The sequence below is a fragment of the Mesorhizobium sp. C120A genome (assembly GCF_030323105.1).
Taxonomy (GTDB): domain Bacteria; phylum Pseudomonadota; class Alphaproteobacteria; order Rhizobiales; family Rhizobiaceae; genus Mesorhizobium.
Genome location: NZ_CP100476.1, coordinates 130,654 through 145,648 on the forward strand (window position 1 = coordinate 130,654; position 14,995 = coordinate 145,648).

At 62.5% G+C, this 14,995-nt stretch carries 15 protein-coding genes and 1 tRNA gene; 8 read left to right on the plus strand and 8 right to left on the minus strand.

The genetic code is table 11. From position 1 onward, the window contains the following. Positions 1–182 precede the first annotated feature (182 nt). Positions 183–800 (minus strand): L,D-transpeptidase, encoded by a 618-nt coding sequence (locus NL532_RS00640; RefSeq protein ID WP_023692663.1) that lies wholly within the window; start codon positions 798–800, stop codon positions 183–185. A 238-nt stretch (positions 801–1,038) separates the two neighbouring features. On the opposite strand from NL532_RS00640, the gene cueR reads away from it, so the two are divergent. Further along, positions 1,039–1,458 (plus strand): Cu(I)-responsive transcriptional regulator, encoded by a 420-nt coding sequence (gene cueR, locus NL532_RS00645; RefSeq protein WP_023703112.1) that lies wholly within the window; start codon positions 1,039–1,041, stop codon positions 1,456–1,458. 259 nt (positions 1,459–1,717) lie between these two features. Here the strand turns inward: cueR and NL532_RS00650 are convergent, their stop codons facing one another. Beyond that, a complete protein-coding gene (locus NL532_RS00650; RefSeq protein WP_023828574.1) occupies positions 1,718–2,146 on the minus strand; it encodes a hypothetical protein in 429 nt (142 codons plus the stop codon). On the opposite strand from NL532_RS00650, the gene NL532_RS00655 reads away from it, so the two are divergent. Next, positions 2,145–3,098, plus strand: coding sequence for an IS1595 family transposase (locus tag NL532_RS00655; protein WP_023828575.1), 954 nt, complete (start codon positions 2,145–2,147; stop codon positions 3,096–3,098). The genes NL532_RS00650 and NL532_RS00655 overlap by 2 nt on opposite strands. Before the next feature lie 329 nt (positions 3,099–3,427). On the opposite strand, the gene NL532_RS00660 is transcribed toward NL532_RS00655, so the two are convergent. Beyond that, positions 3,428–3,517: transfer RNA gene (locus NL532_RS00660), tRNA-Phe, on the minus strand. A gap of 133 nt (positions 3,518–3,650) precedes the next feature. Here NL532_RS00660 and NL532_RS00665 point away from each other — a divergent pair. From NL532_RS00665 to NL532_RS00680, 4 genes are all read left to right on the plus strand, one after another. Continuing rightward, positions 3,651–4,175, plus strand: a complete 525-nt coding sequence (locus NL532_RS00665) for a hypothetical protein (RefSeq protein WP_023828576.1) — start codon at positions 3,651–3,653, stop codon at positions 4,173–4,175. A gap of 181 nt (positions 4,176–4,356) precedes the next feature. Then, positions 4,357–4,542, plus strand: a complete 186-nt coding sequence (locus tag NL532_RS00670) for a hypothetical protein (protein WP_023828577.1) — start codon at positions 4,357–4,359, stop codon at positions 4,540–4,542. Beyond that, positions 4,535–4,726 (plus strand): hypothetical protein, encoded by a 192-nt coding sequence (locus NL532_RS00675; RefSeq protein ID WP_023828578.1) that lies wholly within the window; start codon positions 4,535–4,537, stop codon positions 4,724–4,726. The genes NL532_RS00670 and NL532_RS00675 overlap by 8 nt, the downstream gene beginning before the upstream one ends. A gap of 404 nt (positions 4,727–5,130) precedes the next feature. Beyond that, positions 5,131–5,631 (plus strand): MmcB family DNA repair protein, encoded by a 501-nt coding sequence (locus NL532_RS00680; RefSeq protein WP_023819518.1) that lies wholly within the window; start codon positions 5,131–5,133, stop codon positions 5,629–5,631. A gap of 51 nt (positions 5,632–5,682) precedes the next feature. Here the strand turns inward: NL532_RS00680 and nhaA are convergent, their stop codons facing one another. The 5 genes from nhaA to NL532_RS00705 all read right to left on the minus strand — a co-directional run bounded on the left by nhaA (position 5,683) and on the right by NL532_RS00705 (position 12,679). Then, the gene (nhaA, locus tag NL532_RS00685; RefSeq protein ID WP_023828580.1) at positions 5,683–6,870 is read right to left on the minus strand and encodes a Na+/H+ antiporter NhaA; all 1,188 of its coding nucleotides are present in this window, start codon (positions 6,868–6,870) and stop codon (positions 5,683–5,685) included. 370 nt (positions 6,871–7,240) lie between these two features. Beyond that, entirely contained in the window at positions 7,241–7,804 is a 564-nt protein-coding gene (locus NL532_RS00690; RefSeq protein WP_023672848.1) for an ActR/PrrA/RegA family redox response regulator transcription factor, read from the minus strand. Between the two features lie 86 nt (positions 7,805–7,890). Further along, positions 7,891–9,216 (minus strand): ActS/PrrB/RegB family redox-sensitive histidine kinase, encoded by a 1,326-nt coding sequence (locus NL532_RS00695; RefSeq protein ID WP_023729620.1) that lies wholly within the window; start codon positions 9,214–9,216, stop codon positions 7,891–7,893. Positions 9,217–9,248: 32 nt separating this feature from the next. Next, a complete protein-coding gene (gene hrpB / locus NL532_RS00700) occupies positions 9,249–11,711 on the minus strand; it encodes an ATP-dependent helicase HrpB (RefSeq protein ID WP_286487869.1) in 2,463 nt (820 codons plus the stop codon). 77 nt (positions 11,712–11,788) lie between these two features. Next, positions 11,789–12,679 carry a DMT family transporter gene (locus tag NL532_RS00705; protein WP_023828582.1) on the minus strand — a complete coding sequence of 297 codons (891 nt, stop codon included), beginning with the start codon at positions 12,677–12,679 and terminating at the stop codon, positions 11,789–11,791. A 26-nt stretch (positions 12,680–12,705) separates the two neighbouring features. Between NL532_RS00705 and NL532_RS00710 the strand changes: the two genes are divergently transcribed. Further along, entirely contained in the window at positions 12,706–13,404 is a 699-nt protein-coding gene (locus NL532_RS00710) for a PIG-L deacetylase family protein (RefSeq protein ID WP_023828583.1), read from the plus strand. Positions 13,405–13,659: 255 nt separating this feature from the next. Continuing rightward, the gene (locus NL532_RS00715; protein ID WP_023684201.1) at positions 13,660–14,991 is read left to right on the plus strand and encodes an ABC transporter substrate-binding protein; all 1,332 of its coding nucleotides are present in this window, start codon (positions 13,660–13,662) and stop codon (positions 14,989–14,991) included. The last annotated feature ends 4 nt before the right edge of the window (positions 14,992–14,995 follow it).

Sequence of the window (14,995 nt, forward strand, 5' to 3'; positions counted from 1 at the left end):
GACCCCTTCACGCATTCGAGCGAGCAACAAAAAACCGGGCCAGATTGCCCGGTTTTCTGTTTTGGACGTCCGTTGTTGCCTAGACGGTCCGCGTACGAAGGGTAACGCCTACTTTGACCATGATCTTCCCGAAAACCGGTTCCACTTTTCGCTTTCGTGGACCTCGGTTCCGGATCATGGTCCTACATCACGATGACCTTGGCGCCGACCGACGTGCGGTCGTAGAGGTCGATGATGTCCTGGTTCATCAGCCGGATGCAGCCTGACGACATCGCCTTGCCGATCGAATTCCATTCCGGACTGCCGTGCAGGCGGTAGCCCATATCACCGCCCTTGTTGAACAGATACATGGCGCGCGCGCCGAGCGGGTTCTTCAGGCCCGGCTCCATGCCGCTCGCGAACTTCGCTAGCTCCGGCTGGCGCTGGATCATCTGCCGCGGCGGCGTCCAGGTCGGCCATTCGCGCTTCAGCGCGATATGGGCGGTCCCGTGCCATTCAAAGCCTTCGCGGCCGACGCCGATGCCGTAGCGGATCGCCCGGCCGTCGCCTTCGACGAAGTAGAGAAACTTGTTCTGAGTATCGACGACAATGGTGCCCGGCTTTTCCGAGGTGTCGTAGTTTACCTCTTGCCGGTGGTACTTCAGCGGCACCCTCTCGATCGGGATGCGCGGCAGTTGGTAGCCTGCATCGTTCACCGAACCGTAGTTGTTGGTGAACAGCTGAGAGCCGATCGTGCTGCAACCCGAGATCGCGGCCGACAACGCAAGTGCGGCGACGATTGCAAATGACTTCATGCGCATGAAATGGTCCGATGCCCCACCAAGATGTCGCGACACGTTACGGCCGCTTTTCCTGAAATCATTCATGCTGGCATTTGCTTTGCTTGCCAAGCGCGCGATGCCTATATGCAGGAGCTTACGTGCCGGTAAGCCGGCAACTATGGCATTTCGGCAACAGGACTCACGGGATTGTGAAGGAAAAACAATGGTCGGTCCTGTCGGATAGCCTAGAATCAGGGAACCACATCGAGGAATAACAATGAATGTAGGCGATGCCGCGGCGCGGTCCGGACTGCCGGCCAAGACCATCCGCTACTATGAAGAGATCGGCCTGATCGCCCCGGCGCGCGCCGGCAATGGCTATCGCGATTATTCCAGCGACGACATCCATCGGCTAGCCTTCCTGCGCCGCGCTCGCAACCTCGGCTTTTCAATCGACGATTGCCGGCAGCTGATGGCGCTCTACCGGGACCGCAGCCGCGCCAGCCACGATGTGCGCGAGATCGCCGCCGCCCATGTCAGCGCCATCGAGGAAAAGGTGCGCGAGCTGCAGTCGATGCGCACGACCTTGCAGACGCTGATCCAGGCCTGCCATGGTGACGACCGGCCGGATTGCCCGATTTTGGATGACATTGCGGGGGCTGCGCTGCTCGAGAACAGGCCGGCTTCGGCCATATAGGTAGTATCTCGACTGACTAAAATACGGGAACGTCCAAGGCACAAGAACGGAACCAAAGCGGTTACATCAGACCTTTGCGTTCCCGGCGCAAGACTTTAGTCCGGCCGCCTTATAGCTAAGAACGGAAGTTGATCGGCGGACGCAGGGGCGTTCCGGAGCAATACCAGACCGCGCCGATACAGATATGGTGCGATCGCGGAAGGCGCTCGGATCAAGTCGTAGCCTCAGTTCTGTCAACCGTATAATTGCCGCCATTCCCCTACGGCTGGGTAGCGCTCGTGAGCAGTGGGTCATCTAGCTCTGCCTTTGTCTTCAGGACGGCATCAACGAGGGAACCGAACTCCTCGACGCTGAATGTGTAGCTATCCTGGACCGCTCCCATATGGCTGAGGCGGAAGCGTACGAATTTCCGGTTTTCGGCTGGGATGCGCTTCACCAGAAACATGAATGAATAGGGACCCGCGATCGCTGAGTACCGGCGCAACTCTTCGGTCGCGGGGAAAAGCCGGTTGATGAATCCCAAAAACCCCATGGTGTCTCCCCTCGTGCCAAGGACCGTGCTTCTTATCATTGCGAGAGAAAATTCGCCTATGGGTTTGTCAACCATACGATCGCCATGGTCACAGGCGATTATCCGGTTGACAAACCCAAAGTGATTACGTGGGGTAAGGGCATAGGAGATTTCCATGTCCGTTCTGTCCCGCCCCGAGTTCCACGACGAAGCCAAGGCTTTCGAGCATGTGGAAGGCATCTTGTGGCCGAATGGTCCGGTTTGCCCCAAGTGCGGCTCTGTTGATCGCCACTACGCATTGAAGGGCGTTCGCACCAAGCCGTCCAAGAAGAACCCCAATGGTGTCGAGCGTCACGGCCTGTACAAGTGCAGCGCTTGCCGCTCGCAGTTCACCGTCCGTATGGGTTCGATCTTTGAGGAAAGCCATATGCCGCTCACCAAGTGGCTTCAGGCTATCCACCTTATGTGTGCCTCTAAGAAGGGCATCAGCGCTCACCAGATGCACCGCATACTCGAATGCAAGTATGAGACCGCTTGGTTCCTGTGCCACCGCATTCGCCTTGCAATGGCATCTGGCGACTTCTCCCCGCTTGGCGGCAACGGCAAGACCGTAGAAGTTGACGAGACCTACATTGGCCGTCTCGCTAACGCTCCCGTCAAACGTGGCGGTGGCGCTCACAAGAACACGGTCGTTACGCTGGTAGAGCGTGGTGGCCGCGCCCGTTCCTTCCACGTCGATACGGCCCGCATGGGCAACGTGATGCCGATCGTTCGCGCCAACATCGCTCGCGAGAGCGCATTGATGAGCGACGAAAGCGGCATCTATCGCCGTGCCAGCCAGGATTTCGCCTCGCACGATGTCGTCACGCATACTAAGGACGAATACGTCCGCTACGAAGGCGAAAAGACCATCCACACGAACACAGTGGAAGGCTTCTATTCGATTTTCAAGCGCGGCATGAAGGGCGTCTATCAGCATTGCGGCGAACACCACCTGCATCGCTACCTTGCCGAGTTCGATTTCCGCTACAGCAACCGCATTGCCATGGGTGTTGATGACGGCACCCGCGCTTTCATCGCGTTGAAGGGTGCCGCTGGCAAGCGCCTCACCTATCATAGACCTGCTTGACGAGAAGCGGACGCACTTCCGAAAGCCGGTGCAGCTAGAACTCCCACTCTGGCGATATGCGCGCCACAAGCGACACCCAAACAAAAAGAGCTGACCGTGAGGCCAGCTCTTTCCGTTTTGGATCACTTACCGCCACCCAGCCTTGCGGCTGAGAAGATGCGAATCACCGCATCTATCCACAGAGTCCTCCTAGGAGGTTTGCGTACCCTGTAGGAACTTGAACAACATAATGCATAAAAGGTTGCGATTCAATTGAAATAGGCGGGCCGAGTTTGCGTGCCCGCCTATCTTGTAACCCTCCTTCGCAACGCGCCTTTCGTTGCAATCAGTGGCGGTAAGTGAGGGATTCGAACCCTCGGGAGACGCAAACCTCCGGTCGCTTTTCAGGCGACTGCCTTAAACCGCTCAGCCAACCTACCTGTCGTCATAATGGCGAGTCGTGGCCAAGAGTCAAGGCAGCCAAGAGAACAGAGAAGAACATTTCGTATCAGGAATGCCTTCCCATCCCATATCTCTTGCAATCGAGGCTTCCGGGTGCTAAACGCCTTTGCCATGAGCGAGACCATCGACATCGAGACGATTCGGCGCAAACGGGCCGACCTTGCAGACCTGCGCGAAAAGCTGGTGACCAAGATCGCGCGACTAGAGACAGAGATCGCGGAACTCAACGTGACTGAGCGCACAGTGGCGAAGCTATTGGGAATTGCCGCCCCGCTCGAAATTGATCATATCCTGCCGGCGAATATCGCTCGAACCCCTAAGCCGGACGACCTTCCAGCAATGCCGGAAATGATCACAGACGCCCTTGCCAAATACTATCGTCAAGGGCGTCGCGGTTTGACGCCGAAAGAGATAAGGGAAGAAATTGCTAGGGCGTTTTGGCCCGATGTGCCGAATGAGGCTGTAGGCCCGATCGCGTGGCGCATGTTCAAACGTGGGGAATTGGAAAAGACCCCGGATAACCTTTACGCGCTACCAAAAGATAAGGCCCCTGCCGTTGATGCAGAGGCCTCAAAAGTCACCGACGAACTGCCAGGTTCGTCAATCGAGAGCCAGTCAGATCTTCTGAAAAGCTGAACTTCCGCTGGTCGACGGCCAGACCCGGCACTGGACAGTTGCCGGGAGACTGGAGCTACCCATGCTCCACTTACCGCGCGCGGCGGGCTATTCCCAACCGCGCCTCATAAGATAGAGTTTGGGCGGGGAGTGATCCCCGCCCATTCGTTTAGCATACGCACGAATCGGAGTCTATATTCCTATGCCCAAGCCATCGGATATGCCGCAGATTGACAAATTTCGGGAAGCGTCTAAGGAACTTATGATCAACCAAACCGACGCCGCCTTTGAAGCCGTGGTGAATAAGATCGCCCACGCGCCGAAGCTTACTAAGCAGCAGATAAAGGAACTCGTGCGGCGGAAGCGCGAAGAGGCCAAGCGTGGCTGATGCAAACGAAGACAAAAGCAGCCAAGACGGAGCTGGACGATTTGCGATAGCCATCGGGGCAGGCACGCTGTTCGTAGATCGGATCATCACCTTCGAGAATAGCGACGCGGTGTTTTTTACGGCGCTGGCCTTGGTGATAGGTGGTGTTTGTATTATCCCGCTCTACCGCCGGCCCAAGACCTAGAAAGCCATGCCCCTACGGCTGGGTAGCTTTCGGAAATTGCGCACGGTATGGTTCGCGTTCCATATTCTTTGAGGCGCTCCGTGCCACTTCCGATGTTTCTTTTTGCTGCAACGCCAGTCTTGATATTTATATATTTCAGTCTTTTAGATAACAGAGCAAATAGGTGGGAAAAGAGCGAGAGGAAACCCCTGCTATACGTCTACATGGCACTTCATCTCGCCGTAATTATTGGAATAATTGTGTCCTTTTTGAGTTATATATTAAAGATTGATAGCGGGGCCTGAAGCTTCCCCTGTGCCGCCCTGTCAGGCATGTAATCCTATTTGACTTTGGGTTTGTCAACCGGATAATCGCCGTCCAAGCACGGGTTCAAACCATGAACAAAATCTGGCATGGTGGCTGCCATGCCGATCATCTCCCCGATTCTCCTCAATCCTCTCATCGACGGCCGCCAGTCCGAACGCGCCATGCTGGTGCGGCGTGGCGTGCAGCGGCTGCTGACGCAAATGGGCATGCATGTGCTGCCCGAACTGTCGCTGGCCACCGGGCGGCGCGCCGACCTTGTGGCGCTGACCCGGCAGGGCGGCATCTGGATCATCGAGATCAAATCCTCGATCGAGGATTTTCGCGTCGACCGCAAATGGCCGGATTATCGGCTGCACTCCGACCGCTTCTTCTTCGCCACCCATCCGGGCGTGCCCTCGGAGATCTTCCCGGAGGAATGCGGCTTCATCCTTTCCGACGGCTATGGCGCGGAGATCCTGCGCGATGCGCCGGAGCACCGGATGGCGGCGGCAACGCGCAAGGCGCTGATGCTGCGAATCGCGCGGGCGGGTGCGGCGCGGCTGCTGGCGGCGGAGCTGGCGGGTGTGGCGGTGCCGGCGCTGGCGGGGGAGAGCGAGTAGACGAAGCTCAAGTTCCTCGCCCACGAAGTGGGGAGAGGAACCCAAGAACACCTACTCCACCACCTCCTCCACCCCTGCCGCCGGCGCCATCAGGAGCACGGCGGCACCCAGCAGCGCTGCAACGAAGGACCCCGCCAGGATGCCGACCTTGACGGCGTCCTGCAGCGCCATGTCGTTGGCGAAGGCGAGCAGGCCGATGAACAGGCTCATGGTGAAGCCGATGCCGCAGAGCAGCGAAATGCCGATCATGTGCAGCCAGCCGGCATTGACCGGCAGGTCGGCGAAGCCGAGCCGGATGGCAAGCGCGGACGAGCCGAAGACGCCGACCAGCTTGCCCAGCACCAGGCCAGCGGCAACGCCGAGCGTCAGCGGCTCGACCAGGGCAGAGGCGCTGAGGCCGGCCAGCGACACGCCGGCATTGGCAAAGCCGAAGATCGGGATGACGAAGAAGGGCACGATCTTGTGCAGGCCGTGTTCGAGCCGGTGCAACGGCGAATGGTCGAGATCGTGGCCGCTACCGGCAGAGATTTTCAGCGGAATGGTGAGCGCCAGCGCGACGCCGGCCAGCGTGGCATGCACGCCCGATTTCAGAACCAGCACCCACAGCACGGCGCCGAGCACTAGGTAGGGCGTCAGCCTCGTCACCCGCATGCGGTTGAGCACGATGAGCACCGCGATGACGGCGAAGGCCGCACCGAGATAGGCCAGCGACAGGCCGCTTGTGTAGAAGATGGCGATGATGATGACGGCGCCGAGATCGTCGATGATGGCGAGCGCGGTGAGAAAGATCTTGAGCGACGCCGGCACGCGGTTGCCGAGCAGCGACAGTACGCCGAGCGCAAAGGCGATATCGGTGGCGGTCGGGATCGCCCAGCCGGAGAGCGCGGCGGCGTTGTTGCGGTTGATGGCGACATAGACCAGCGCGGGAACCAGCATGCCGCCGGCGGCGGCGACGCCCGGCAGCACGCGGCGCGGCCAGGTCGAGAGCTGACCGTCGAGCATCTCGCGCTTGATCTCGAGGCCGACCAGCAGGAAGAACACCGCCATCAGCCCATCGTTGATCCAGTGCGACACGCTGAGCGGGCCGAGATAGGCGTGGAGAGCGGCGAAATAGGTTTCGGCCAATGGTGAATTGGCGACGATCAGCGCAAGGGCTGCCGCAACCATCAGGATGATGCCGCCCGCCGCCTCGCCGTCGAGGAATTCGCGAAGGATGGATTTCGGCTGCTTGTCGCGCATGTGTGCTCCGTTGCCGGGTTTTCCGGCGGCGTTATTGCCGATGATGGGCAAAGGTCGATGGCACGGCAAGCGCAACTGTTTCCAGCGTTGGCGCCGCCCCTCATTGTCCTGCCGGACGCTCGTCATTCGAAAAGCCAAGCAGTTGGCTTTTCGTCCGCTTCGCGGACCATTCCTCAACTCCCCGCATAGCGACGGGGAGAAAGAGGCAGCTACAGCCTCGCCGTCGTCTCCTGCAACGCCGGCGATTGGCGAAACCGGCGATGAGAGCGCCCCTCTCCCCGTCTCTATACGGGGAGAGGATGCCGGCAGGCAGGTGAGGGGCAGCGCTGAGGTTCGGCAATTGGCGGCCGGCGCCGCCGGCGCGTGAACCTCAGCGTGGTGCGCGCTTGGCGAGTATGCGCTGCAGCGTGCGGCGATGCATGTTGAGCCGGCGCGCGGTTTCCGACACGTTGCGGTCGCACATTTCGTAGACGCGCTGGATGTGTTCCCAGCGCACGCGGTCGGCCGACATCGGATTTTCCGGGGGGGCGGCGCGCTCGCCGGCGGTGCGGGTGAGCGCTGCAAACACGTCGTCGGCGTCAGCCGGCTTCGACAGATAGTCGATGGCGCCGAGCTTCACCGCGGTCACCGCGGTGGCGATGTTGCCGTAGCCGGTCAGGATGACGGTGCGGGCATCGTCGCGCTTCTCGCGGATGGCGGCGACGACGTCGAGGCCGTTGCCGTCGCCAAGCCGCATGTCAACCACCGCATAGGCTGGCGGGTGGGCGCGCGCCTTGGCCACTGCCTCCTCGACGCTCTCGGCCGTCTCGACCACGAAACCCCTGGTTTCCATGGCGCGGGCCAGCCGCGTCAGGAACGGCTTGTCGTCGTCGACGATGAGCAGCGAGGTGTCCTCGCCTTCGACCATTGCGCCAATTGCTTCTTCGCCAGTCATTATCTTAAAAAATCCTGCTGCCTTAATTTTACGCAGATATAGTTCCTGAACGCCATTGTCCAATTTTGCCGCCTCCGCCAAGGCTTTTACGCGGTGTCGAACATCGAGATCCCCACCGATTCCGGGTTGAGGAAGACCGTGCGCGGCCACGATATCTGCACGATCGCGCCTTCGCCCAGTCCGCTCGAATTGCGGAAATCGAGCGTGGCGCCGGAGCGTTCGAGCAAGGTCTTGGCGATGAACAGCCCGAGACCCAGGCCACCGCCGGCCTCGTTGCCCTGGCGCGTCGACATATAGGGCTCGCCGATGCGGTCGATGATTTCGGGCGGAAAGCCCGGCCCGTCGTCGATGATCGAGAAGGTGACGTCGAGCTCGTCCCAGCTCCAGCGCACCGTCACACTGTTGCGGGCGAAGTCGACCGCGTTCTCGACGAGATTGCCGAGGCCGTAGATGACGCCGGGGTTGCGCCGTCCCACCGGTTCGGGGCCGACGCGCTCGCCCGGCCGAAGCTTGATCGAGATGCCGAAATCGCGGTGCGGCGCCGTCACCTCCTCGACCAGCGAGGTCAGCGGCAGACGCGACAGATGCGCCTCGCCCTCGGAGGACAGGCTGGTCAGCCGCTTCAGGATCTCGCGGCAGCGCTCGCTCTGCGAGCGCAACAGCTTCACATCCTCACCATATTTCGGATCGTTACCCAGCGCCTTCTCCATTTCCTTGGAGACAAGCGCGATGGTGGCGAGCGGCGTGCCGAGTTCGTGCGCGGCGGCGGCGGCGAGGCCATCGAGCGCCGACAGATGCTGCTCGCGCTGCAACACCAGTTCGGTGGCGGCAAGCGCATTGGCGAGCAGGCGGGCTTCCTCGGCAACGCGGAAGGCATAGATGGCAGTGAAGGCGATCGAGGAAAACACCGCCATCCATATGCCGGCGACATAGATGAATGGCATGGGCAGCGGCGCGCCCTCGTACCATGGCAGCGGCTGGTGGAAGAAGACCAGCAACGTGGCCGCCGCCATGACCAGCGCGCCGAGCACCGCAGTTAACCGCAGCGGCAGCGACGCCGCCGAGATGACGACGGGCACGGTCATCAGCACCGAGAACGGGTTGGTGAGGCCGCCAGTCAAAAAGAGCAGGCCGGCAAGCTGCAGGCTGTCGAAGGTCAGGATGAAAAAGGCTGAGAACGGGGTCAGCCGGTGCGCTGCCGGATAGCGGAAGGTCAGCACCAGGTTAAGCCAGGCCGAGCAGGCGACCAGCGCGAAGCAGAGGCTGACCGGCAGCGGGAATTTGAGCCCATAGGCGACGACCAGCACCGCCAGGCTCTGGCCCACGATGGCCAGCCAGCGCAGCCGGATCAGCGTGTTGAGGCGCAGCCGCTGGCTTTGCTGGAAGTCTGGCGCGTGCACGATGTTGATCATGGCCAAGGATTATAGCCGGGAAAGGACGAGCGCTAGGTCCCTCGCGGTTTGGCGCGGGCGGTGGCTGCAGCGAGCAGCGGATTTTCGGGCCAGACATGGCGGGGATAGCGGCCGCGCATGTCGGTGCGCACATCGGCCCAGGAGCCGCGCCAGAAGCCGGGCAGGTCGCGCGTCGTCTGGATCAGCCGGTGCGCCGGCGACAACAGCTCGAGCGTCAGCGGCACGGTGCCGTTGGCGATTGCCGGATGGCGGTCAAGGCCGAACAGTTCCTGCACGCGGATCGCCAGCACCGGCCATTCGCCGTCATAGCGGATCGGCACATGGCTGCCGGACGGCGCGTCGAAATGGGTCGGCGCCAGTGTGCCGATCTTGCGCTGCAAATCATGCGGCACCAGCGCCATCAGGCCCGACGACAGCGTGCCGGGGTCGATGGCGGCGAAGGACGCCTTGCCCGACAGGAACGGCAGCAGCCAGTCGTCGAGGCGTTCGAGCAGGGCGGCTTCCGAAACATCGGGCCAGGGCGCGCCGAGGCCGCGATGCAGCCAGCCTAGGCGCTGGCGCAGCGTCTCGCCGTCCTTGCCCCATTCCAGCAGCGACAGGCCGTGCTCGCGCAAGGCATCCAGGATGGCGCGGTCGGCGTCTGTTCCAGTTGGTGCGGGCAGCATGCGCTCCGACAAAGTGATGGCGCCGAGCCTGGCGGTCTCGCGCACGCGCACCGCGCGCCGCTCGCGGTCGAAGCTTGTCTCGCGGCGCGTCTCGATCCTGTCGGAGAGTGCGGCGCGGATGTCGGCCTCGTCAACGGCTGCCGCCGCCGTGATGCGGGCATTTTGCGCCTTACCATGCAGATCGGCGACGACCAGCCAGGTCTCACCGGCCAGCGGATCGGCGGCGTCGAGCATGGCGCCGGAGCCGTTGGCGAGCACGAAACGCCCGCGCTCGCCCCGCGCTCTGGCGACACGGTCCGGCCAGGCGTGGATGAGGAGAAGACCGGCAGAAGCGGCTTCGCTGCTCTTGGAGCCGCCCGCCTGCTTCCCCAATCGCCCGGCAAGCTGCCTTGCCGCAACGGCGCGCGGCGACTTTTCGGTGCGGAAGCGCATCAGGCGCCATTCGAGGTCGGCGCCGTCGCCGCCGAGACCACGCTCGGTGAGCAGGACGGCTAGCATCGCAGCTTCGAGCGCGTGGCCGCCGCCAGCGGCTTCAGCGACCATGTGTGCGAGGCGCACGGGCAGCGCCAGCTTGCGCATCGCGCCGCCCGCCTCCGTCAGCCGGCCGGCCGCGTCGATGGCGTGCAGCGCCAGGAGCAGGGCCTGCGCCTCGTTGAGCGCGGGAATGGGCGGCGGATCGAGGAAGGACAGGCTTGCGGGATCGGCGACGCCGAAGGCGGCGCAATCGAGCAGCAGGGCGGACAGGTCGGCTTCGAGAATCTCGGGTGGGGTGAAGGCGGGAAGGGCCGCCGTCTGCTCGGCCCGCCAGAGGCGGATGGCGACGCCTGGCTGTGTACGCCCGGCGCGGCCGGCGCGCTGATCGGCGGACGCCCTGGAAACGCGCACCGTCTCCAGCCGGGTCAGACCGCTTGCCGGCTCGTAGCGCGGCAGCCTCGACAGGCCGGAATCGATGACGACGCGCACGCCGTCGATGGTGATCGAGGTCTCGGCGATCGACGTCGCCAGCACCACCTTGCGGCGGCCCGGCAGCGCCGGTTTGATGGCGGCATCCTGCGCCCTGTTGTCGAGCTGGCCGTAGAGCGGCACGATGTCGGTGTCGGCGCCGAGCCGGCCCTGCAGCCGCTCGGCGGTGCGCTCGATCTCGCGCTGTCCCGGCAGGAAGGCGAGCACGCTGCCGCTCTCGCCGGCAAGAGCGGAGCGGATCGCCTTGGCCATGGCGTCTTCGATGGGAACGCCGGCTGGCCGCTCGTCGTATCTGACATCTACTGGGAACGCACGGCCTTGGCTTTCGATCACCGGGGCGCCGGACAGGAGTTTCGCGACGCGCGCGCCATCGAGCGTTGCCGACATCACCAGCAGCCGCAAATCCGGCCGCAGCGCGCCCTGCACGTCGAGCGCCAGCGCCAGGCCGAAATCGCCGTCGAGCGAGCGCTCGTGGAATTCGTCGAAAATCACCGCCGAGACGCCGGGCAGCTCGGGATCGTCTAGGATCATGCGCGCCAGGACGCCTTCGGTGACGACCAGGATTTTTGTCCGGGCCGATGTGCGGTTTTCCATGCGCATGGCATAGCCGACAGTGGCGCCGGGCTCTTCATCAAGCAATTGGGCCATGCGGCGGGCGGCGGCGCGGGCGGCGAGCCGGCGCGGTTCGAGCAGGACGATCTTGCCGGCGACCAGCCAGGGCGCATCGAGCAGCGCCAGCGGCACCAGCGTCGTCTTGCCGGCGCCGGGCGGCGCCACCAGGACGGCGCTGTTCTGCCTAGTCAGCGCTTCGCCAAGCGCCGGCAGCACGGCGGTAACAGGAAGCTCCGGCAGGGTTCTTTTGCTCATCGTCTCAACGGTATGCAGCCAGGTGACCGCATATCAGCCGCGGATGCCGCCGCGCAACCTCGCGCGTTGCGGCCAGTTCAAAGCCTCGTGCGCGCAAACGGGTTCCAGCGCACCGTGCCCAGCCGCACCTCCTCGCGCACCATGGTGAGCAGGCCAGACGCGCCAACGACGGCCAAGCCGACCAGCGATATCCAGTCCGGATACTCCTGGAAGAACAGCGCGCCGAGGATGACCGCCCAGACGATCTGCGAATAATGCGTCGGCGCCATGCGGTTGGCCGGCGCGTATTTGGCGGCCAGCAGCTGCAGCAATTGGCCGCCGGCGGTAAAGGCGCCGCCCAGCACCAGCCACAGCAGTTGCATGGCGTTGGAGAGGGTGAACGATGTAGCGATGGTGCCGGCCCCGTTGAACAGCAGCCCGTAACCGATGAGCACGCCGAGCATGGTGGTGCGCTTTTCCTGCTGGGCGAGCGACCGCATCAGGATGACGCTGGCCGCGGCGAGGAAGGCCACCGTGAAGGCGGCAAGGTGTCCGAGATGCAACTCGCGAAAACCTGGCCGCACCACCAGCATGACACCTGCAAAGCCGGCAACCACCGCCAGCCAGCGCCATGGACCGACCTTTTCTTTCAGGATGACGGTCGAGAGAATGGTAACGCAAAGCGGCGCCAGGAAGATCAGTGCATAGGTCTCGGCCAGCGGAATGGTGGTGAAGGCGTAGACGCTGAGCACGCCCGAGGCGATGCCGGCCCAGGCGCGGGCCTGCACCGCCCATGGCCGCCCGGTGCGCCAGAAGTCGCGCCAGCGCTCATCGACTGGGCGGCTGAAAAACAGGAAGCAGCCGGCAAACAGCGTGATGAAGAAGCCGATCTCGAAGACGGTGAACTGTCCGCCAAGGCTCTTGATAACGGCATCGCTGCACGAATAGCTTGCATAGGCGATGAGGGCGAGCAGGATTCCGTTCGTCACGTTTTTCCATTTCCGGGGAGAGTGCAGTGAAGGTATTGGCGCTCGGCGCGCATCCCGACGACATCGAGATATTCATGTTCGGTACGCTGGCTGCCTATGCCACGCAAGGCGCAGAACTGACTTTTGCCGTGGCCACGGATGGCGCCAGGGGCGGCATGGGCGACCCGAGCGTTTTGGCTAGTGTCCGCCGCGACGAGGCGGCGGCCGCTGCGGCGCTGCTCGGCGCAACCCTTCGCTTTCTCGACTTTCCCGACGGCGAACTGGTGGCTGATGCGGCACTGATCGCTTCGCTGAAAGCGCTGATACGCGAGACCGCGGCGGATCTGGTTATCACGCATGCCCCCAACGACTATCACGCCGACCATCGCGCTTTGTCGGACGGCGTGCGCATCGCGGCCTCGTTCGGCGTCCCCGTGCTGCATGCCGACACGATGGGCGGCACCGGCTTTGCGCCGACGCATTATGTCGACATTTCCGCCTACGGCGATATCAAGACGCAGGCGATCCGCGCGCACCAGTCGCAGTGGCCGGAGCAATATGTCGACAGAGCGCGCGTCCAGAATGAGTTTCGCGCCGGGCAATGCAACAGCGTTCCCGGCGCCCTGGCCGAGGCCTTCCGATTCGAGCCGACATTTCCCTTCGCCGATATCCGCGCGCTGCTGCCGCCCGCGCCCCCTGTTCGGCCGGTGACGCCGCAGACGAAAAATATAGGCGACCCCGGCTAAGCAACTTCCGGGCGAGCCGTCCGGCAATCATTTCCCAACGATTTCAATTCGCGGTTTCGCCATGTTGCGGCGCAGCGACGAATTCGCTTGCCTTGTTTAGTAAAAATTGCATCACTAAACAAATTACTAAACATCTGCGGTGCACCGCGCCGCCCTGGCGACGCATAGCGCGCCGTGTTTAGGCCCTCGGAGGAGCGAGGGTTGAGGGGTTCTTGAAACGGCCATCCGGGCGCGTTTCGCAAATGGGAGGAAGGCATGAAATCGAGCTTGAAACTGGCGTTGGGGCTGGCCTCGGCGATTACCGCGTCGACAGCCGTCTCGAACGCGGCGCACGCTGAAGACCTGACGCTTTGCTGGGCCGCCTGGGATCCGGCAAACGCGCTGGTCGAACTGTCCAAGGATTTTACCAAGGAAACTGGCATCGGCATGAAATTCGAATTCGTGCCGTGGACCAACTATGCCGACCGCTTCCTCAACGAGCTCAACTCGCACGGCAAACTTTGCGACCTGATCATCGGCGACAGCCAGTGGATCGGCGGCTCGGCCGAGAACGGCCACTACGTCAAGCTGAACGACTTCTTCGACAAGGAGAAGATCAGCATGGACGACTTCGTGCCGGCAACCGTCGTCGGCTATTCCGAATGGCCGAAGAACACGCCGAACTACTGGGCGCTGCCGGCCATGGGCGACGTCGTCGGCTGGACCTACCGCAAGGACTGGTTCTCCAAGCCGGAACTGCAGAAGGAATTCAAGGAAAAGTATGGTTGGGACCTCGGCCCACCGACCACCTTCGACCAGCTGAAGCAGGTCGCCGAGTTCTTCCAGAAGCGCGAGATCGACGGCAAGACCGTCTATGGCGCTTCGATCTACACCGAGCGTGGCTCGGAAGGCATCACCATGGGCGCCATGGACGTGCTCTACAGCTACGGCTTCCAGTATGAAAACCCCAAGAAGCCCTACGAGATGGAAGGCTTCGTCAATTCGCCAGACGCGGTCAAAGGCCTGGAGTTCTACAAGTCGCTCTACGATTGCTGCACGCCTCCGGGTGCCTCGAACAGCTATATGGGCGAAGGCGTCGACGCCTTCAAATCCGGTCAGGTGGCCATGCACATGAACTTCGCCTTCACTTGGCCCGGCCTGCAGAAGGACGAGAATGTCGGCGGTGACAAGATCGGCTACTTCGTCAATCCGAAGGGTCCCGGCGGCGCCCAGTTTGCGCAGCTTGGCGGCCAGGGCATTTCGGTCGTGTCCTATTCAGACAAGCAGGAATCGGCGCTGAAATACATCAAGTGGTTCGCCAACAAGGATGTGCAGGCCAAATGGTGGTCGCTCGGCGGCTATTCCTGCCTGAACGCGGTGGTCAAGGACCCGGCCTTCCCGTCCAGCCAGCCCTATGCACAGACCTTCCTCGACTCGATGGCGATCGTGAAGGACTTCTGGGCCGAGCCGAGCTACGCACCGCTGCTGCAGGCGTCGCAGAAGCGCTTCCACGACTATGTCGTTGCCGGCCAGGGTTCGGCCAAGGACGCGCTTGACGGCCTGGTCAAGGACTGGACGCAAGTGTTCCAGGACGACGGCAAGATGTAACCGG